16 protein-coding genes are annotated in these 21,076 nt (G+C 46.8%); 7 read left to right on the top strand and 9 right to left on the bottom strand.

Translation table 11 applies throughout. From position 1 onward, the window contains the following. Positions 1-3: 3 nt before the first annotated feature. Positions 4-639 (bottom strand): DUF502 domain-containing protein, encoded by a 636-nt coding sequence (locus FSB84_RS08735; RefSeq protein ID WP_130541924.1) that lies wholly within the window; start codon positions 637-639, stop codon positions 4-6. 261 nt (positions 640-900) lie between these two features. On the opposite strand from FSB84_RS08735, the gene FSB84_RS08740 reads away from it, so the two are divergent. The 5 genes from FSB84_RS08740 (at position 901) to FSB84_RS08760 (ending at position 8,715) form a co-directional block, all read left to right on the top strand. Further along, on the top strand, positions 901-1,539 hold the full coding sequence (locus FSB84_RS08740) for a TetR/AcrR family transcriptional regulator (protein WP_130541923.1): 639 nt from the start codon (positions 901-903) through the stop codon (positions 1,537-1,539). Beyond that, positions 1,536-2,951 carry a TolC family protein gene (locus FSB84_RS08745; RefSeq protein WP_130541922.1) on the top strand — a complete coding sequence of 472 codons (1,416 nt, stop codon included), beginning with the start codon at positions 1,536-1,538 and terminating at the stop codon, positions 2,949-2,951. The genes FSB84_RS08740 and FSB84_RS08745 overlap by 4 nt, the downstream gene beginning before the upstream one ends. Positions 2,952-2,989: 38 nt before the next feature. Beyond that, positions 2,990-4,171, top strand: coding sequence for an efflux RND transporter periplasmic adaptor subunit (locus FSB84_RS08750; RefSeq protein ID WP_225980016.1), 1,182 nt, complete (start codon positions 2,990-2,992; stop codon positions 4,169-4,171). Positions 4,172-4,197: 26 nt separating this feature from the next. Next, positions 4,198-7,776: an efflux RND transporter permease subunit gene (locus tag FSB84_RS08755; protein ID WP_130541920.1), complete on the top strand. Its 3,579-nt coding sequence runs from the start codon at positions 4,198-4,200 to the stop codon at positions 7,774-7,776. Positions 7,777-7,920: 144 nt separating this feature from the next. Further along, on the top strand, positions 7,921-8,715 hold the full coding sequence (locus FSB84_RS08760) for a TIGR00266 family protein (RefSeq protein WP_130541919.1): 795 nt from the start codon (positions 7,921-7,923) through the stop codon (positions 8,713-8,715). Between the two features lie 81 nt (positions 8,716-8,796). Here FSB84_RS08760 and FSB84_RS08765 read toward each other — a convergent pair whose 3' ends face one another. From FSB84_RS08765 to radA, 6 genes are all read right to left on the bottom strand, one after another. Then, entirely contained in the window at positions 8,797-10,320 is a 1,524-nt protein-coding gene (locus FSB84_RS08765; protein WP_130541918.1) for a PSP1 domain-containing protein, read from the bottom strand. 263 nt (positions 10,321-10,583) lie between these two features. Then, the gene (locus tag FSB84_RS08770) at positions 10,584-11,789 is read right to left on the bottom strand and encodes a DNA polymerase III subunit (RefSeq protein ID WP_130541917.1); all 1,206 of its coding nucleotides are present in this window, start codon (positions 11,787-11,789) and stop codon (positions 10,584-10,586) included. A 27-nt stretch (positions 11,790-11,816) separates the two neighbouring features. Beyond that, the gene (locus FSB84_RS08775) at positions 11,817-12,329 is read right to left on the bottom strand and encodes a glutathione peroxidase (RefSeq protein ID WP_130541916.1); all 513 of its coding nucleotides are present in this window, start codon (positions 12,327-12,329) and stop codon (positions 11,817-11,819) included. A 61-nt stretch (positions 12,330-12,390) separates the two neighbouring features. Then, positions 12,391-13,785, bottom strand: coding sequence for a choice-of-anchor Q domain-containing protein (locus FSB84_RS08780; protein ID WP_130541915.1), 1,395 nt, complete (start codon positions 13,783-13,785; stop codon positions 12,391-12,393). Between the two features lie 20 nt (positions 13,786-13,805). After that, the gene (locus tag FSB84_RS08785; RefSeq protein ID WP_130541914.1) at positions 13,806-14,504 is read right to left on the bottom strand and encodes a ComF family protein; all 699 of its coding nucleotides are present in this window, start codon (positions 14,502-14,504) and stop codon (positions 13,806-13,808) included. Between the two features lie 8 nt (positions 14,505-14,512). Beyond that, a complete protein-coding gene (radA, locus tag FSB84_RS08790; protein ID WP_130541913.1) occupies positions 14,513-15,889 on the bottom strand; it encodes a DNA repair protein RadA in 1,377 nt (458 codons plus the stop codon). On the opposite strand from radA, the gene FSB84_RS08795 reads away from it, so the two are divergent. Both FSB84_RS08795 and FSB84_RS08800 read left to right on the top strand, forming a co-directional pair. After that, complete coding sequence (locus FSB84_RS08795; protein WP_130541912.1) at positions 15,890-16,123, top strand: hypothetical protein; 234 nt, start codon at positions 15,890-15,892, stop codon at positions 16,121-16,123. A gap of 355 nt (positions 16,124-16,478) precedes the next feature. Then, a complete protein-coding gene (locus FSB84_RS08800; RefSeq protein WP_130541911.1) occupies positions 16,479-17,171 on the top strand; it encodes a zinc metallopeptidase in 693 nt (230 codons plus the stop codon). Between the two features lie 1,300 nt (positions 17,172-18,471). Here FSB84_RS08800 and FSB84_RS08805 read toward each other — a convergent pair. Together FSB84_RS08805 and FSB84_RS08810 are read right to left on the bottom strand one after the other, a co-directional pair. Continuing rightward, the gene (locus FSB84_RS08805; RefSeq protein WP_130541910.1) at positions 18,472-20,025 is read right to left on the bottom strand and encodes an Rne/Rng family ribonuclease; all 1,554 of its coding nucleotides are present in this window, start codon (positions 20,023-20,025) and stop codon (positions 18,472-18,474) included. A 317-nt stretch (positions 20,026-20,342) separates the two neighbouring features. Beyond that, positions 20,343-20,924 (bottom strand): tetratricopeptide repeat protein, encoded by a 582-nt coding sequence (locus tag FSB84_RS08810; protein WP_225980017.1) that lies wholly within the window; start codon positions 20,922-20,924, stop codon positions 20,343-20,345. Positions 20,925-21,076: the final 152 nt, after the last annotated feature.

Genomic DNA, 21,076 nt, shown 5'->3' on the forward strand with positions numbered 1-21,076 from the left:
AAACTATGCCGGATTTTCTTCGTCGATCTCTGTTACGCCACCGGAGATTGCGAATTTCATTGCGTCTGTGGAGCTGATATCGGTGAGGACCTTCACCCTGTCTGCCTTTACGAAGTACAGCCTGCCGGTGAGCGCATAAGATTGCGGCACATAAACCGCAACATATTCGGTGAGACCGAACTCATGCAACTCTTCGCGGGTGATGAAACCGATCTGCCATACATCGTTGCCTTCGATGCTGACGAGAACAGATTTATCGAACTTCCTTTTATTTCCTGCAAATGCTTCAAAGAAATCTTTGATAGTGGAATAGATCAGCTTGATGCCCGGCGTTCTTTCCAAAACCTTATCGAAAAGCTCCACCAGTTTGCCGATGATGTAAGAAGAAGAGATATAACCCACAAAGATCACAACCAGCAACACCAGCACGAAGCCAAGACCTGGTATATTGATCGCTTTTCCTTCCGCATCTGTGCCAAGGAATCCCGGGAAGAATTTTCCGATGATGCCGGGCAGGATGCCATCGATAAAATTGAAGAGGGCGCTAACCGCATACACCGTAATGGCGATGGGCGCCAGGATGATCAGTCCCTGCAAAAAATATTGAAAGATCTTTTTCAGTACCTGCTTCACTGTCATACGATGGGAAGATTTGTGTTCAAAAGTACTACCCCCATCCTTACCGCCGAAATAGTTCCTGAAACCCCTTACTGCTCAGTGTTTCAACATTCAGAACGGCCCGGTTCTTGTGCAATTTTAAGGAAGCAGTCCCGCTGCTGTCGTGTTTGCCCCCATACCTTCCTTTCATCGCATCGGTTAGAAAAAATCATCCAAAAAGCTAAAAAAAACTGGCTGGAAACTTGAACTACTTTCAAAGTTTCCATAGTTTTGTTGCCGATTATGAGCTCAACAGACACACAAACCAGGGAAAGGATCCGGCAGAAAGCCGATGATCTCTTCATGCAACTGGGCACGCGCAACGTGAGTATGGATGATATTGCGCGGGAGCTCGGCATGAGCAAAAAAACCATCTACCAGTATTATTCAGATAAGGATGAGCTGGTAAATGCCGTGCTGGACTTCACGCTCTCCAAAATGAAAAGGGAATGCGATGAATGCTATGCGGGAGCCAAAGACGCGGTGCATGAATTGTTCCTCACCATGGACCTGCTGGCTGAACAGTTCCGGAACATGAATCCCATTATCCTGCACGACCTGGAGAAGAACCATTCGGATGCATTCAAAAAATTCCTGAATTACAAACACGAGTATCTCTTCACTGTAGTTCGGGAGAACATGAAACGCGGCATCAGTGAAGGTTTATTCAGGGAAGATCTCAATACAGACGTGATCAGCAGGTTCAGGCTTGAATCCATGATGATGCCTTTCAATACGCAGGTGTTCCCTACTTCGAAATACAATTTCGTGGAAGTGGTGCAGCTGATACTGGAGCATTATGTATTTGGAATTGCCAGCACCCAAGGGCATGCCCTGATCATGAAATACAAAGAAGAAAGAAAAAAAAGCAAACCAATATGAACCCTTATCAGGTAGCAAGGCGAAGTTCAACAACGCTGATCATGTTCCTGGCAGGTTTTGCCCTTCCATCAACCCTGATGGCGCAGAACCGTCATGAGATGTCGGTACAGCAATGTGTGGAATATGCCAGCAAGAACAGTGTAACTGTAAAGAATGCACTGGTTGATATTCAGATCCAGCAGCAGACCAATAAAGAGATCACTGCGCAGGCATTACCCAATGTTTCGGGAAATATCGAAACCATTCATTATCCCAAGGTACCGGTACAATCATTTCCCAACTTCATTGCCCAGGGCACTTACGGTGTACTGGTAGCGGAAGGTGTGCGCAAAGGCAATGGCGATCCCATCACTGCGCCGGAGGACTTCGGATTGATTGCTGCGCCATTCGGTACCAAATGGAATGCGTCTGCAGGCGTAAGCCTGAATCAGATCCTTTTCGATGGCCAGGTATTCATCGGACTGCAGGCCAGGGAAACCAGCATACAGTGGGCTACCAGGAACGCTGAAGTAACAATGGAACTCATCAAGGCCAATGTTTACAAAGTTTACTGGCAGATAGTTATCGGAAGGAAACAAATGGAAACTTTCGATGCCAATATCGAGCGGCTCGATAAAACACTCAGCGATACCCGCGCCATTTATCAGCAGGGCCTGGTAGAAAAACTGGATGTAGACAAACTGGAAGTATCCATCACCAATCTCCGCACAGAAAAAATGAAAGTGGAGAACAGCCTGAAGATCGGATTGATGGGGCTGAAATTCCTGATCGGAATGCCTTCCAAAGATGAACTGGTACTTACAGATACGCTGTCTGAAGAAAAGTTGAAAGAAAATATCCTCGACGATAGCTACAAATACGAAGACCGCAAAGAATTCCAGTACCTGCAATTGGGCAAGAAGCTGAATGAGTTCAATGTAAAACGTTATCAGCTCAGCAGGATCCCTACTGTTTCCGCTTTCGGCACTTTCAGTAAGAATGCCATGCGCGACAAGTTCAATTTCTTTAATGATGGAGAATGGTTCACTACCGCCTTTGTGGGAGTAAGGATCTCAGTTCCCATCTTTGAAGGCTTCGCCAAGAATGCAAGGGTTGCCAAAGCGAGGTTGGAACTTCAGAAAACGCAGAACCAGGAAGAACTGCTGAAACTGAATATCGATAATGAAGTAGACACAGCGAGGATCAAGATCGGAAATGCATTGCTGACAATGGAAAGCCAGAAGAAAAATATGGAGCTGGCGGAAAGCATCTTCAACCAGGCGAAACTGAAATATGATCAGGGCCTTGGATCCAACCTGGAGATCACCAATGCACAAACAGAACTGAAGAATGCGCAAGTGAATTATTACGCAGCACTCTTCGATGCAGTGATCGCAAGGATCGACTATCTCCGCGCCATCGGTAAACTCTAAAAACAAACACAACTTCCATTACCAGATAAATGACTAATATGAATACGATACTTAAACTAAGCGCCGGTGTAGTGATGCTTTCGCTCGCAGCCTGCGGCGCTTCAGTGAACGACAATATCAGCAAGAAAAAAGAGGAGCTCACAAAGCTCAAGTCTGAACAGCAGGCCCTGAGCAGCCAGCTTACTACAGTTTCAGATAAGATCATCAAACTGGAAGATGAACTGAGCAAGCTCGACTCCAGTTTTTCGAAACCTGAGAAAACAAAGCTGGTGGCGGTTTCCAGCCTGTCTACTTCCCGCTTCACGCACTTTATCGACCTGAAAGGAAGGATCGATGCAGTGAACGTTGTTTTTGTAACGCCACGTGGCGTGGGTGGGCAGATCAAGGCCATCTATGTGAAAGAAGGCGACAATGTAAGAAAAGGACAATTGCTGGTGAAGCTGGATGATGTGGCTTACCGCCAACAGGTAGAACAGGCGAAGATCCAGCTCAGCACCGCCAAAACTTACTATGATCGCAGGAAGAATCTCTGGGATCAAAAGATAGGCGCGGAGATAGACCTGATCAATGCCAAAGCACAGATGGACAATGCCGCCAAAGTAGTGGAGCAGGCCGAGAACCAGCTGGATATGGCCAACGTATATGCCGAAATGAGCGGAGTGGTGGATATGGTGAATATCCGCGTGGGTGAAGTGCTTTCACCTGCTTCTGCAGCACAGTTCGGTATCCGTATCGTGAATGTGAACGATCTGAAAGTAGTAGCTGATGTACCGGAAAATTACCAGAACAAGATCGGTGTGGGCAGCAATGTACTCGTTTCATTACCCGAGTCAAACAATGATACGCTCCGCACCAAAGTGAGTGTTGCCAGCAAGCTCATCAATATGGATACAAGAACTTTCAATATCGAAGCGCGCATCCCAACGGGAAAAACTGTAAGGGCCAATCAGCTCGCTATTGTTCGCATCCAGGATTATACAACGCCTGATGCCATCACTATTCCCGTAAGCACCCTGCAAAGCGATGAGAACGGTAAATTCGTAATGGTGGCCATCAATCAGAATGGCAAACTCACTGCCGTGAAACGCGCAGTGACTGTAGGTGAATTGTATGGAGACAAGCTCGAAATAAAAACCGGTCTCCAGGCTGGTGATCAACTGATCACAGAAGGATTCCAGGGGCTCTACGACGGACAGCTCATCATCACGAACGTAAAGTAAGTTCAGCAGATCATTAAATCAACCTTATGAGTGTTTTAGAAAACCTTACAGGGAAATTCAAAGAGTTCAAGCCTACCACCTGGAGTATCAAGAATAAAACCTCGATATACCTCCTCATGCTCCTTGTGAGTACCATGGGTGTGTACCAGTTTGTGACCCTCCCTAAAGAACAGTTCCCGGATATCGTGATACCTACCATCTATGTACAAACGATATATGTAGGTAACTCACCCAAAGACATAGAAAACCTGGTAAGCCAGCCGATCGAAAAACAGATCAAAGGCATTACCGGCGCCAAGATCAATAAAGTGACCAGCACTTCCGTTCAGGATTATTCTGCCATCATGGTGGAATTTGATACGGATGTGAAAACGGATATCGCACTGCGGAAAGTGAAGGATGCGGTAGACAAGGCCAAACCCGATCTGCCGACAGACCTTACCGAAGAACCTTCTGTAATGGAAGTGAGCTTCTCCGATCAGCCCATCATGTATGTGAACGTGAGCGGCAACTTCGATGTGGTGCGTCTCAAGAAATATGCAGATGACCTGAAAGACAGACTGGAAGAGCTTTCCCAGCTTAACCGCGTTGACCTGGTAGGCGCTCCCGAGCGCGAGTTCCAGATCAATGTAGACAATTACCGGATGGCCAGCGCCAATGTTTCTTTTGATGATATCGAAACTGCTATCAAGCGCGAGAACATGGATATCTCCGGCGGTCTCCTGGAAGCAGGCAATACCAAACGGAACCTGCAACTGAAAGGACAATTCAAAACAACTTTCGATATCGAGAAAGTAGTGATCCGCAATTCAAAAGGCGGGTCCATCTACCTGAAAGACATCGCCCAGATCAAAGACACTATCAAGGAGCGCGAGAGCTATGCGCGTCTCGATGGAAAGAATGTGATCACCCTCAACATCATCAAGCGCGCCGGGGAAAACCTCATCGAAACTTCTGATGCTGTAAAAGTTGTTGTGGACCAGATGAAGGCAGAGAACTTTCCGAAGAATCTCGACGTGGTTGTAACGGGCGATCAGAGCAAAACCACCAGAACATCTTTCAACGAACTGGTGAATACCATCGTGATCGGCTTCCTGCTGGTATTGATCATCCTGATGTTCTTCATGGGTGTAACCAACGCCTTCTTCGTGGCGTTGTCTGTGCCGCTGAGTATGTTTGTGGCCTTCATGTTCCTGCCTGCGGCGGATCTGATTGTGGGCACGCATGTAACCCTGAACTTCATCGTGTTGTTTGCATTGCTGTTCGGACTGGGTATCATAGTGGACGATGCCATTGTGGTGATTGAGAATACACACCGGATCTTTGTGCAGGCAGGCGGTAAACTGAGTTCCGAGAAATCCGCCATGATGGCGGCGGGTGAAGTATTCGTGCCCGTACTGGCCGGTACACTCACTACGCTGGCGCCCTTTGTGCCATTGTTGTTCTGGCCGGGTATCATCGGTAAGTTCATGATCTACCTCCCAACGATGCTGATCTTCACTTTAACGGCATCATTGATTGTGGCCTTCATCATGAACCCCGTATTTGCAGTGGATTTCATGAACCATGCAGAGCATGAGAAAAGGAAATCGGATATCTTCAAAAAGCCGGCCCTTTGGGTAGCGCTTGTTGTTGGTATCATCTTCGATCTCACTGGTTATACTTTCCTGGGGAACCTCCTGATCTTTATTGTGTTGCTGGTGATCCTCAACACGTATGTTCTGGAAGGAATGATCCGTTCATTCCAGCATCGTGTACTGCCCTGGATCATGGGTCACTATGAAACCCTGTTGAGATGGGTATTGAAAGGATGGAGACCCGTATGGATGCTGATCGCCACATTTGTGCTGCTGATTTTGTCCGTGATGATCTTCGGCGCGTCCAATCCTAAAGTTGTGTTCTTCCCAACCGGCGATCCCAATCAGATCTTCGTATACCTCAAATTACCGGTAGGTACCGATGTTGATTATACAGATTCGATTACCAAAGCAATGGAAAGCCGCGTAGCCCGTGTACTTGATATGGAGAACGGAAAAAAGAACCCGGTAGTGGAAAGTGTGATCACCAATATCGCAGTGGGCGCAGGTGATCCAATGAGTGGCGATAGAAGTACACGCCCCGAGCTGGGACGTATCCAGGTTTCTTTCGTGGAGTTTGAAAAACGACATGGTGTATCAACCAAACCTTATCTCGATTCCATCCGCGCAGTGGTGAAAGGCGTACCTGGCGCGGAGATCACAGTGAACCAGGAGCAAGGCGGCCCTCCTACCGAACCTCCGGTCAACATCGAGATCGCCAGTGAAGACTTCGACAACCTCACCAAAACAGCAGTAGCGCTGAAGAACTACCTTGATTCCATCCAGGTGCCGGGTGTGGAAGAGTTGAAAATGGATATAGATCTTACCAATCCTGAAATTACGCTTACTGTAGACCGTGAGAGAGCAATGATGGCCGGCGTAACTTCTGCACAGATCGGTATGACCATCCGTACTGCTCTCTTCGGAAGAGAGCTTTCAAAGATCAAAGACGGTGATGAAGAATATAAGATCCAGTTGCGCAACCAGGAACTGCAAAGAAAAGATCTGGGTTCGCTGCTGAATATGAATGTAGTGTTCATGGATCAGAGTGTGGGCCGCTGGAAATCGGTTCCCATCAGTTCCTTAGTGAAAGTGGATTATACCAGCACGCTGGGAAGTGTGAAGCGCAAGAACCAGAAACGTATGATCACACTCGTGTCTAACGTTCTGGAATCACAGGGATATACTCCTACCGGCGTTAACCAGGAGCTGGCACAGCATATCGCCAACTTCAAACAAAAGCCTGACGGTGTAACCATCAGGCAGACCGGTGAAGGCGAACAACAGGCTGAGACGGGAGCATTCCTCGGTAAGGCCCTGATCATAGCCCTGCTGTTGATCCTGCTGATCCTGGTGATCCAGTTCAACTCTATCAGTAAATCTGTGATCATCTTAACGGAGATCGTATTCAGTGTGATCGGTGTACTGCTTGGATTTGCGTTCACCGGAATGGAAGTGTCTGTGGTGATGACGGGTATCGGAATCGTTGGTCTGGCTGGTATTGTGGTGAAGAACGGGATCCTCGTGATCGAGTTTGCGGATGAGCTGCGTATGCGTGGAATGAAAACCCGTGAAGCCGTGATCCAGGCTGGTAAAACGCGTATCATCCCGGTTCTGCTGACGGCTGTGGCGGCTATCCTCGGTCTGATCCCGCTGGCAGTTGGTTTCAATATCGACTTCATCAGGATGTTCTCCGAACTGAATCCGCATATCTTCTTTGGTGGTGATAATGCCGTGTTCTGGAAGCCACTGTCCTGGACCATCATCTTCGGTCTGGCCTTCGCCTTCTTCATGACGCTGATCATTGTACCGAGCATGTACCTGATCGCGGAAAGATTGAGACGTCCGATGCGTAATTTATACGGAGGCAAGTGGGTGAGCTTTATGGGCATCCCGCCACTGACCCTGATCTTTGCACTGATGATGATAGTTGAGATCTTCAGGCATAATTACAAACGTGGACGCCGGAGGAACAAGCTCAGGAACAATCCGAATGTGAATGAAGCCTTTATCGGCAGCTGGTTCTGATGATCATGAATAATTGATCCAATGCGGGCCTCAGGTAATTTTTGCCGGAGGCCCGTAATTTTTTAAACCGCTTCACTACTAATTGTAAGTAATCAATTTAAATGATAATATTGCGGAAGCAGTATTTGCAATAAAACAAAAAGTATGAGAACGAACCACGAGATAGACTATCGCATTTACGGAGAAGAAATGCAATATGTTGAGATAGAACTCGACCCCAACGAAACCGCCATCGCAGAAAGCGGCGCCTTTATGATGATGGATGATGGCATCCAGATGGAAACTATTTTCGGAGACGGAGCCAAAGCGCAGCAAGGCTTCTTCGGCAAACTGATGTCTGCCGGTAAGCGCATGCTCACTGGTGAAAGTCTTTTCATGACTGCCTTCACCAACCTGGGGCATGGAAAGAGAAAAGTAAGTTTCGCCTCACCTTATCCCGGTAAGATCATTCCGCTGGACCTGCAGCAAATGGGCGGAAAGATCGTGGCACAAAAAGATGCATTCCTTTGCGCAGCCAAAGGAGTGAGCGTTGGTATCGAATTCCAGCGTAAACTGGGAACGGGCCTCTTTGGTGGCGAAGGTTTCATCATGCAGAAGTTGGAAGGCGATGGTATGGCATTTGTGCATGCAGGTGGTCACGTATTCGAAAGGGAATTGCAGGCAGGTGAATTCCTCCGCATCGATACAGGTTGCTTAGTGGCTTATACACAAACCATCGATTACGATATCCAGTTTGTAGGTGGTATCAAGAATACATTTTTCGGAGGTGAAGGTCTTTTCTTCGCTACACTTCGTGGACCTGGTAAAGTGTGGATCCAGACACTGCCTATCAGCAGGCTCGCAGGTCGCATCCTCGCTTACGGATCTTATAACCGTAAAGAAGAAGGAAGCCTTCTCGGTGGTTTGGGGAATATGCTTGATGGCGACGGCTGGAAATAATGAAGTCATCTTCTGAACGCAATAAAAAAAGCAGGCACCTGTAAGATGCCTGCTTTTGTATTTTGATCTGTTGAAATAAACTTATGCCTGCGGTTGCTGCGGTGGCGTACCATCGTTGCCCTGCTGTTGCTGAGGCCGCGGAGGATTATTGCGCTGCTGGTTTTGCGGGCGTTGCTGTTGCTGAGGACGCTGACCATTCTGTTGATTGGTCTGCTGTGGCTTCTGACCTTGCTGGCCCTGCTGAGGTTTCTGTTGCTGCGGCTTGTTAGGTTGCGGCTTTTGACCTTGCCCTTGTTGCTGCGGGCGTTGTTGCTGCTGTGGCTTTTGTCCCTGCTGCGATTGCTGCTGAGGACGCTGACCTTGCTGTTGCTGTGGTTTTTGTGCCTGCCCTTGTTGTCCCTGCTGCGGTTTTTGAGGCTGTTGTTGTCTCAACTGCTGAGCAGGTTTTTGTTGTTGGCCTCCTTTCTGCTGACCACCTTTCTGATCCTTGCCCTGGTGGCGTTTTTTCTTTTCCGCTTTTTCCAGGCTGCGCAGGCTGATCTGTCCAACCACATCCACAAACTCAGGTTCTACTTCTTTCGGTTTGTTGGTAGTAACATCAACTGGTTCCAGTTCATCTGGGATGATACCCTGTGCATTCAGTTGTTTGATCTTGCGAACGCGTTCGATGCTCAGTGGATATTGTTTGTTGCTATCCGGCAACATATACCACATGAGGTTTTTGAAAATATCTTTCTTGATGAGATTGGCGTATCCTTTGGCTACCTGGATGCTCTCTGCATTTTCAGGGAATGATTGCAATGCATCGAGATAGGTATCCAGTTCGTAATTGAGACAGCATTTGAGGCGGCCGCATTGTCCGCTCAGTTTGCTCTGGTTGATACTGAGGTTCTGGTAACGGGCAGCAGTAGTGTTCACTGATTTGAAATCAGAGAGCCAGGTACTGCAGCAGAGCTCGCGTCCACAGCTTCCGATTCCACCTACTTTGGCGGCTTCCTGGCGGGCGCCGATCTGGCGCATTTCCACTTTCAGTTTGAACTCGCGTGCATAGATCTTGATCAGTTCACGGAAGTCAACGCGGTCATCCGCAATATAAAAGAAGGTAGCCTTGCGGCCATCTGCCTGGATCTCCACTTCGCTTACCTTCATCGCCAGGTTCAGTTGTTTGGCGATGGCGCGCGACTGGATCAGTGCCTCTTTTTCGCGGGCTTTGTTCTGCGCCTGCACCTCAAGGTCTTTATCAGAAGAACGTCTGAGTACTTTTTTCATTTCAGGCTCAAACTCGTTGAGCCCTTTCTTTTTCAGCTGCAGTCTTACTATTTCACCGGTCACGCTTACAGAGCCCACGTCAAAGCCGCTGATACCTTCAACGGTAACCTGGTCTCCTTTTTCGAGATTGTGAACAGTACTGTTTCTGAAATAATCTTTACGGCTGCCATTGTTGAAAGCGACTTCTATCACTTTACAGGCGCTGTCTTCATCGTTGATTGGAAGATTGACAAGCCAGTCGAACACATTCATACGGTTGCAGCCACCAGTGCTGCATCCTCCGTTACTTTTACAGCCGGCTACTTTGCCACCTGTACCACATGAACTACATCCCATTCGTATGTTGAATTGACGATGATTAAATTGGATTTATGTTGAAGCCGTAGTACAGGGATCAAAAGGGAGGGAGTACATGCAAACCAATATGCTAACAGTTGTAATCACTGATTAGCATACCAATACTATATATATAGCAGGTGTAAGATGACTCAGTTGATGCTTTCGCTCCTCTTCACAATATCTTCCTTCACAAGCCTCTCTTTTTCACATTTCTGTACAGGCTGATATACAAATATAGGTTTTTCAGAACAAAAGGGGCTTTATAAGACAGTCAGGGTCTGGCGGGTAGCCAGGATATGGTATAATTTTATGGTGAGCGCATGGAAAAGCATTTTCGCATTAGCATTTCTTTCAATGTAATACGCGGCGTTATCCAGCTCTTTAATGATGGCTTCCTGCTGGGCGTAGCCCGATAGTTTATTGAGGCGGGAGGCAAAATCCTTCTCTGTTTCTGGAAGGTGAACGGCGTCAGGGCCCATTGCCTGCAGGCGGATGGCCTGTTCCAGGAGGTGATTGAAATATCTGAGGAACTGTTTTTGTTTTTCCCGGCCCAGCTTACTCACCTCATCCACCCATTTCACCTGTGCGATAGGACCATTCTTCAGAACGGCATTGAGCCATTCACGTACGAGTGAGATCCAGTCTTCCCCGGCATGGTTCATCAGTTGAAGGGCCTCGCGATAATTACCCGAAGCAATGCTTGCGATCTGACGGGCCTGATCTGGTTGCAGATTAGCACGGGAACTGAGGGCTTCGGTAATTTCATTGGTGGTGAGTGCGGGGATCTTCACCAGCTGGGTGCGGCTAAGGATGGTGGCCAGGATCTGTGCTTCATTCTCTGCCACGAGGATGAAGAGCGTATCCGGGGGCGGCTCTTCTATCAGTTTGAGAAGTTTGTTTCCTTCATTACCAAGGTACTCCGGCATCCAGAGTACGAGTATCTTGAAACCGCTTTCGAAACTCTTAAGGTTGAGCTTGCGGATGATGTCGTTGCATTCGTAAGCAGTGATATTGCCCTGCTTGTTTTCTGCGCCGATGAACTGGAGCCAGTCGTACACATTGCCGTAAGGATACTGACCACAGAATTCTCTCCATTCAGTGATATAATCTGTACTGAGGGGTTTGTCGCCCGGTTTGCGCGGGATCACCGGATAGGAGAAATGGATATCCGGGTGCATCATTTGCTGTGCTTTCATGCAGGAGGGACATTCGCCGCAGGCATCGTTCATAAGAACGGGTTCCATGGCGGGTTCCGCTTCTCCAAATAAAGATGGTCCGGGATCAGGAGTGCCGGCCCTGTTCACTTTATCACACACTACATACTGGGCAAAGGCCATTGCCATCGGCAATGCGCCGCTTCCTTCTTTTCCGAGAAAAAGCAGCGCATGAGCCAACTTGTTCTGATGCACCATTTCTACCAGGTGCTGCTTTGTATCAGCCTGACCAATTACTTTTTTGAAAGACATGGACGCGAAGATAACAAAAGCTCCCGCTTAGTTGAGGTACTTCATTAATTCAGGATCGGTGGGTTTCACCTTGCTGGGGAAAACGGTGATGAGCTTTCCATTCTCGTCTACAAGGAATTTGGTGAAGTTCCATTTTACGGGATCTTCAATGCCCAGTTTCTTTGCTTCTTCCAGGAGATATTTATATAAAGGATGAATGTCTTCGCCTTTTACAGAGATCTTTTCAGCCATCGGAAAGCTGACGCCGTAATTCTTCTGGCAGAATTCCTGGATCTCTTCATTGCTGCCGGGTTCCTGTCCTCCGAAATTATTGGCGGGGAAACCAACGATCACCAGTTTGTCTTTATGCGCTTCGTACAGGCTTTCCAGTTCTGCATATTGCTTCGTGTAGCCGCATTTGCTGGCCGTGTTCACGATCAGGATCTTCTTTCCCTTGTATTGGGAAAAATCGATGGTGCCGCCGGAAAGACCGGGAACCTTGAAATCATAAATTCCCATGGCGGCCGTAAGCATCAGTGAAAGCAATAACAGACGTATCATAAATTATTTGTTTTGAAATGATGTATTGTAATACAAGAATTGTACTAAAAAGGTTGCCGGTTTATTGTTTTTCATAACAACCGAGATCGGGCTGGGCAACAGGACGTGGTTTGCCATCCAGGTCGATACTGATACCGGAAGCGATACCTGCATCGATAGCCGGTGATCCATCCTTCAGCCGGAAATTGAAATTCTTCTTTTGTGTATCGATGGTTTCAAATTCCGGCGACTGGTTCAGCAATACTCCCGTGAGCGTACTGTTGGCCGGATTCGTTTTTACTTTCATGATACAATTGGTGAAACTAACATCGAAATTGCTATTGCCTTCTTTCTGAACTACCACTTCGTTCTCCACAATACTGTTCTCAGACCAGAAGATGGAGTTGGTGAAACTGGCTGAAAGATCAACCGAAATAGTATTGTTATTTTCTTTCACAAAATTGGTCAGACCCAGTACCGGATCCTTATGTTGTATGAAAGAAGTGGTGTAAGACGCAGCCGTAAGATGATTGAAAGTATATTGTCCGCCTTTCACCAGTATCAGGTTCTTTCCGCAATTGCTGATCAGGCAGTTTTCGGAATTGATGGAAGATGAGATGGCGAGGATGCCTGCATCATATGCATTGTCTATGATGGATTCTTTCAGTTGTAATTTCGCTTGTCCGTTACTGGCAGGGTTGTTGAGAACGATGGCCTGGTATGCGTTCTGGATTGTCGTGTATTGGATACTGTTATTGATGCTTGCGTCTCTGAAGATCAGTCCTGGCCAGGCGGCGGGATAATCCCTGTAAGGAATGTCCAGCCTGTCTCCCCGGAAAATGATCCTTTCATTTTCATCAGCTCCGCCATTGGCCTGGAGGGTTCCGTCAACAAATAAGGGGGCATCTGCATGAACATAGATGCGTGTTCCTTTTTCGATAGTGAGTGTTACATTTTCTTCAACCAGCAGGCCGCCGAGGATCACATAAGGTTTATCGTTAGTCCAGGTTTCATTGGCATCGATGAGTCGGTTCCGGTAGAAATGAGCATTCTGTCCCCAGGCATCCAGTTGCACCCATTGTTCCTGGTCATTGTATTTGATATGCACACTGTCTTGTACAACAAAGGGCAGGTTGGCAGCGGTGGGATCAATCTTGACTGTAACGAAAACATAGAGACTATCGTTGGCTTCCACTTCGAGATCACGAACAACAGGGCCGGGAAATCCATCCACGTTGATCTTGAAGAAGGAGGCTGCTCCACCGCCGAGCGATACTTCGCTGATGCGGAGTTTCTGATCGTTCTGGTTGTAGATACGGAAGAACTGGGTAACGGAGCCTGTTGAAGTGAACAGGGTATCGAAATGAAGTGAATCGGAAGAAGTGATAACGGTAGCGTTACCTGTAATGAATGAGTTTTTCTTGCACGCGCTGGCAGTGATAAGCACCAGCAGTATGGCAACAAGGATTTGTTTCATGCAGCTCAAAAATAAGGTTTTCATTTCATGGCGCAAGCCAGGGTACAGATGCTGAGACGGGCGTCGGGAGCTTTGAGCAAGGCGGCTCCACAGGCTTCCAGGGTGGCGCCTGTAGTGATCACATCGTCCACCAGCAGCAGGTGTTTACCGGCAACAGCTTCCGGAGCCTGCAGTATGAAGCTGCCGGCAATGTTCTCCCATCTTTCTATCCTGTTCTTATGCGTTTGTGATCCCGTGGAGCTGATACGTGTAATGATATGCTCCAGCACCGGCCGGTTGATCACTGCGCCGATGCTATTGCTGAGAATACCGGCCTGGTTGTATTTCCTTTTTTTCATTTTGTGTTTGTGCAATGGCATCGGTATGATGGCATCGATACTTTGGAAACGGCCGGATTGTAAAATGGCTTCTCCCATCCTCTTTCCAAAATATTCTCCGATCTCCTGCCTGCCTTTGTATTTGAACTGGTGCATCAGTTCCTGTATCAGGGATTGCTGCGTGTAAAAGTAATGGCTGGCTGCGTTGAGGAATGGCAGCCGGCCGGCAAGTATCTTTTCCGTGGCATTTCCTGAATGCGGGTAGAAATCGGTTGCTGGTAATCGTTGGAGACAGGAAAAGCAGAGCATCTGGTCCCTACTCACCGCGTCAGATCCGCATCCCTGGCAGGTTTGCGGGAAGAAAAGCTGAATGAGTGATTGAGCGGCTTGCCTGAACTGCATAGGGATGGTTAACCGAAAAGATAGCGGTAGAGTTCTTCAACCCTTGCCATCTGTATTACTTCAATATTGAAGGATTGCTGACTGATTGCTTTTTGGGTGTATTTGGAAACGATGATCTTTTCAAAGCCGAGTTTCTCTGCTTCGGCGATCCTTTGTTCGATCCTGTTCACGGCTCTGATCTCTCCGCTGAGACCAACTTCACCTGCGAAACAAATATCATAGGGAAGCGGAATGTCTTCATAAGAGCTCAGCAATGCGGAGAGAACGGCGAGATCGATGCTCGGGTCTTCCACTTTGAGTCCGCCTGCGATATTGAGAAAAACATCTTTGACTCCGAAATGGAAGCCGCCTCTTTTTTCAAGTACGGCCAGGAGGAGCTGAAGCCTGCGCAGGTCGAAACCCGAAACCGTTCTTTGCGGTGTTCCGTAAACCGACTGGGTCACCAGGGCCTGCACTTCCACCAGGAGGGGGCGCATGCCTTCGATGGTAGCGGCAATGGCGATTCCGCTGAGCTGTTCCTCCTTCTGGCTCAGGAGGATATCGCTGGGATTGTTCACGCCCCGCATCCCGTCTGCCCCCATTTCGTAGATTCCCAGCTCCGCGGTGCTCCCGAAGCGGTTTTTGAGGGTCCGGAGGATGCGGTAAGCATAGTGTCTGTCGCCCTCAAATTGCAGTACAGTATCCACCATATGTTCCAGTATTTTCGGGCCCGCAATACTTCCATCTTTTGTGATATGTCCGATCAGGAAAACAGGAATATGCGTGTCTTTCGCGAAGCGCTGGAATTCTGCAGTGGTTTCGCGGATCTGCGAAACACTTCCGGGAGAAGAATCTATGTAAGGGCTTTGAATGGTTTGAATGGAATCTACTATTACCAGGTCTGGTTTCAGTTTTTTGATCTCCTGGAAAATAGTTTGTGTGAGGGTTTCCGTGAGCAGATAAAAAGAATCGTTCTGGATTTTCAAACGGTCTGCGCGGAGTTTGATCTGTTGATCGCTTTCTTCCCCGCTGATATAAAGTGTTGTAATGTTTTTCATCTGCAAAGCGATTTGCAGAAAGAGCGTAGACTTACCGATGCCTGGTTCGCCGGCCACGAGAACAAGACTTCCGGGAACAATGCCACCGCCTAAAACCCTGTTCAGCTCTGCATCTCCGGTGATGATGCGTTCCTGTGCATTACTTTTTATTTCATTCAGCGCGATCGTTTTTGCTGTTCCGTTTTTCTCATCATCGTTTTTCCATTGCTTCTCTTTTTGGGAAACATCTTTATGGATCACTTCTTCAATGAAAGTATTCCAGTTACCACATGAAGGACATTTACCGGACCACTTTGGACTTTCATAACCACAGTTCGAACAGAAGAAGGCGGTTTTTATTTTACTCATATGATAAAGATACGTTGGGAAGGATCAATTTCCGGACTTCAAAACGGAATGAACTTGTTTGACGTAGCGAAGAAAAAAAACGGGATGATGTATGAACGAAAAAAAACTGAAATGCATTTCAAAAATGATATTCGAAATAGAAAAATGAAGAAAGAATTTTTGATAGAAAAAATGCGGGGAAAAATGATAAAAAATGAGGTGAGAAAACGAAGAAAATCTGAGGTGATTTTTTAAAAAGTAAAAGGGCCAACATTGCTGTTGACCCCTTACTTACTAACCCATTAAATTCTTGCACTAAATTACAAATTCACGCCACATAACAAAATTATTTTTTAGGGTTGTGAATAAATAATAATCGTTATGAGGGATACATTTTAATGCATATATAATATTGTAAATCAATTGATTAAATTATTTTTGACATATCAGGGCAAGGCAACGGTGATAAAATGTCAGCCATGTTTTTTTGATTAGATTTGAGGTGACAAAACTGCTCGTTTTCAACCCCTGACATGACCAAAAATCTGAAAAAAAATTTGGTAATTCTTTTGATATTTAATTAGAATATTCATCAAAAATCCTAGTACAAATGACACCATCGATTTTGATAGTTTCCCTCGTGTTTCTTGGTATCAGTATGTTAGTTTCCGGGGTGTTAAAAAGTAAGTTTAATTCTTATGCAAAGATCCGGTTATCCTCCGGTCTGACCGGTAGTGAAGTAGCCCGGAAGATGCTCCGGGATAACGGTATATATGATGTTCAGGTGGTATCTGTAGACGGCTTTTTGAGTGATCACTACAATCCGGCCAATAAAACCGTCAATCTCAGCCCCGATGTATATAATGGAGTGTCTATTTCAGCGGCAGCGGTAGCTGCCCACGAATGCGGCCACGCCGTACAACATGCTACCCAATACCCCTGGCTGAACATGCGGAGCAAGCTGGTTCCCGCGGTGCAACTAAGCGCCAACCTGGTGAACTGGGTATTGCTGGTGGGGGTGATCATGGTCCAAACCTTCCCTCAGTTACTGCTGGTAGGCATCATTCTTTTCGCTCTAACTACCTTATTTTCAGTGATTACGCTCCCTGTGGAGTTCGATGCCAGTAAAAGGGCGCTTGCCTGGCTGCAGCAAACCAATGTTACCACAGCCCAGGAATACCCCAAGGCCAAGGATGCCCTGAAGTGGGCTGCCACCACATATGTGGTTGCCGCGCTGGCTTCCATCGCCACCCTGGTACAATACATTTTGATCTTTTTGGGTGGTAGCCGGAACAGGGATTAAAGAAACACAGCAATTTTTTAATATTCTGGTAAAGCCATGCAGCATCCTGCATGGCTTTCCTGTCTCAGAATGATAACAACACAAGCTAACGATTGCTGACTTATACTTTTTCATGTTAACGTTGCCATTTTCCTGAAGAAGGAAGATGGTATCCCGGAAACGGGGATACTCTTACTCAAAACCAAACTGCAAAGAAAACTCTGGCTAACCACCGGAGTTTTTGATTTTTAGGGGGGCTCAGTTTTTTCGTTTGACAATTGTCAAAAGAAGGGGCGGCAGAAATAGATTTTAATACTTAATGTCCGCAGGATTAATTGCCTGGAACGTTCAGGGGCATTTTTTAAGCTGTTTTGGCGAAATGCCACGAATTCCACCTTGCTGTTTTCCTTCGCCAATAATGCCTCAATTTCGTTTTACGGGCGGTAGAACAAATATCCTCCAATCGCTTTCGTTCATAAAAATGCACAGTTACAATTCTTCCTGGCACAGTTGCTAGTTTCTTATTGTTCTACCGATGGGAGGGGTATATCTTTACTCCCGTACATATACTTTGTACAGGGCTGGTTCATTGTATATAATACATCCGGGCAACTTTAGGGTTGCCCGGTTTATTTTATGTTCCTTCCTGCCGGAATATTTATGGGATTATTTCTTTCACTGGATTTTACCCGGTTCCTGCTCTGCCGCGTTCATTCATTGCCACTGTAGCCGGCAGGCGGCCGATCGGTTTGGTTTCGCCAGCAGAACAGGTAAATGGATCAGGCATTGATGGTCTCAAAGGCTATCGCTTCAATCAGCAATAAGGAGCGATCCCGGTACCGGTCAGGTGATCAATAACGTTAGTGATGCATACATGCATAGCGTTGACGGTATTCACATTACCCGGACAACTATGCGAAAATCAATTGATCAGTCAAAGAGAGTAGAAGTCATCTTACGCTGGTTATGTTTTGAAGATGATACTGGATAACTGACTCCGGGCAATTACTCATGGAAGAGTTTTGTGGTGCTGTTTGTTTTGAGATGGTTTCTTCTCAGAATTTCCCGGTATAGTTCCAGCTTCTATCAGTAAATATGTTCAAACAGCAACTGTTTACATTATGGGATATTAAGATTCGCCTGATGAGTGCGTGGCGATCTTGCTGCATTGCCGCAGAAACAATGCTGTTGAGCTGCTGATTTACCCGAATGATCATTGCTCTTCTCCTGAGCATCCTCCAGTGAAGAAGATCCCATCTTTTCTTACGAAGAGAATCACGATAAAAGAAAAACGGCGCAGAATTTTCTGCGCCGTTCATTTTTATAATTTGATCTCTTCGTCGTGTTTATCAAAGAAGTGGAATTCCGTGAGATGGTAGTTTGTGTTTTCTCTCATTTTTACTTTACGGCCATATTTGAACCGCCATTTCCACTGACGTGAACTGAACCATTTGCCTTTGGTGAGATAGGCGTACATGATCGGGTGTACAACCAGAGCAAGATCTTTGTGCTGGTGGGTGATGAGATAAGAAAGATTCTTTTCAATTTCATCTTCCAGCAATAAGGTAGACGAGATCTTACCGGTTCCCGCGCAGGTGGGACAAACTTCTTGTGTATTGATATTCACTTCCGGCTTCATTCTTTGCCGGGTGATCTGCATGATACCGAATTTGGAGATCGGCAGCACAGCATGTTTTGCTCTGTCGGCTTTCATGAACTCTTCCATCGCATCAAGGAGCTTGCGTTTGTTCTCGGGGAGTTTCATGTCTATGAAATCCACTACGATGATACCACCGAGGTCGCGCAAACGAAGTTGTCTTGCGATCTCAGCTGCAGCTTCGAGATTTGTTTCCAGTGCGTTCAATTCCTGGTTATTGCCAACAGATTTGTAGCCGCTGTTCACGTCAATTACGTGGAGGGCTTCTGTGTGCTCGATGATCAGGTAGGCGCCACTGGGGAGGTTCACTGTTTTACCGAAGGCGGCTTTCACCTGTTTGGTGATACCGAACTGGTCGAAGATGGGCAGGCCATTATTATAGTAGGTAACGATCTCAGATTTTTCAGGAGCGATACGCTGGATATAGTTCCTGGTATCGTTGAAAAGGTTTCTGTCGTTCACTACTATCCGGTTGAAATCTTCGTTGAGCAGATCGCGAAGGATGCTGGTTGTTTTGGTCTGTTCACTCAGGATTTTGGCGGGAGCTACGGCGCCTTTGAGGTTGTGCTGGATGGTTTTCCAGGTTTCAACCAGCATGGAGAGGTCTTCATGCAGTTCTGCCGTATTCTTACCTTCAGCAGCAGTACGAACGATAACGCCGAAATTTTTTGGTTTGATCGCTTCCACGATCTTCTGCAGGCGTTTGCGTTCATCCGCGGAATGGATCTTCCGGGATACCGCTACAATGTCGTTAAATGGAGTGATGACTACAAAACGTCCGGGGAGGGAGATCTCGCAACTCAGACGTGGTCCTTTGGCCGCAATGGGTTCTTTGAGGATCTGAACCAGAATGTTCGGCTTACCGCTGAGCACTTCATTGATCTTACCGGTTTTGATGATCTCGGGTTCAACCACAAAGGTGCCGAAATCGAAACCTGGTTCGGAAGTATCGTTGATAGCCTGCTGGGTGAATTTCAACAATGAACGGGCATAAGGGCTGAGGTCTGTATAATGCAGGAATGCATCTTTTTCAAACCCCACATCCACAAAGGCCGCATTCAATCCGGGGATGAGTTTCTTCACTTTCCCCAGATAGAGATCACCTACAGCAAAACTGCCATCCGCTTTTTCGTGATGAAGTTCTACCAGCTTCTTGTCCTCTAATAGGGCTATTTCTACCCCCTGAGGCGCAGCATTAATTATTAATTCCTTATTCAAGCGTAAACTTTTACCGTCTTACCAATCACCACTACAAGGAAGGTTGCTGAAGAGGTATTAATTGTCAGATATATCTTATCAGGGCGGGGAAAACTTGAATAAATGACAAGTAATGAATTCAGCTAAAAGGAAGAAGGAATGGGCCGGTGATCGCCGGCCCTGTGCAAAAAGAAAAAACTCTTAGCGATTTTTCTTCTTATGACGGTTCTTTCTCAGTCTTTTCTTACGCTTGTGCGTAGCGATCTTATGACGTTTTCTCTTTTTTCCACAAGGCATATAACACCAATGAATTAAAGTTAACAAATGATTTTTCTATCCTATTGTTTCAGCGCTTTTATACGCTGGTCAATATCTGCAATGATCTCGGGGTTACCGAGTTTTTTCTTTGCGGCTTCATACCAGTGAATGGCTTCGGACTTATTGCCTCTGCCTTCGTGGATATCTGCCAGCATCAGTACAGCTTCCAGGTTGTTGGGTTCTTTGGTGGCCACTTTGGTGAGCCTTTCGATGGCTTTATCCATCTGACCGGACATCAAAGCGCCCTGACCTAACATGAACTGTGCGTACATATTGGTGGAATCTCTCTCCGCCACTTCACGGATCTTCAGGATTCCTTCCATTGGATTGCTGCTGATATTACCGAAAAGGTAACAACTTCCCAGGCCGATTTTCAACGAATCATTATTGGGATCCAGCTCTAATCCTTTCTCAAACAACTCTTTAGCCTGTGTGGCCATCCAATTTCTCAGGGAAGGGTCAGGTTGACGACGAACCCCGTCCAAAAAGAATTGGGCAGCAAAGGTGAGGTTTTTTTGAGAATTTTCCAATTTAGCTGCTTCTGCAGTGTAATATGCATAAGGAAGCAGGGCATGGGCGGAGTCTCTCCAGAACCCAGCCATCTGCTTAAACATTTGAATCTGCTGTTCCTTCACGTCGCCGCGCACAACGGATGCTTCCAGCCGGGTGATGTACTCCTGCTGGGAAACAGACAGTTTTTGTTTGGATGCCGAAAGAATAGCTTTAATGTCGATCGCGGTAGAGTCCTGATGGG

It is taken from the genome of Pseudobacter ginsenosidimutans (genome assembly GCF_007970185.1).
Taxonomy (GTDB): domain Bacteria; phylum Bacteroidota; class Bacteroidia; order Chitinophagales; family Chitinophagaceae; genus Pseudobacter; species Pseudobacter ginsenosidimutans.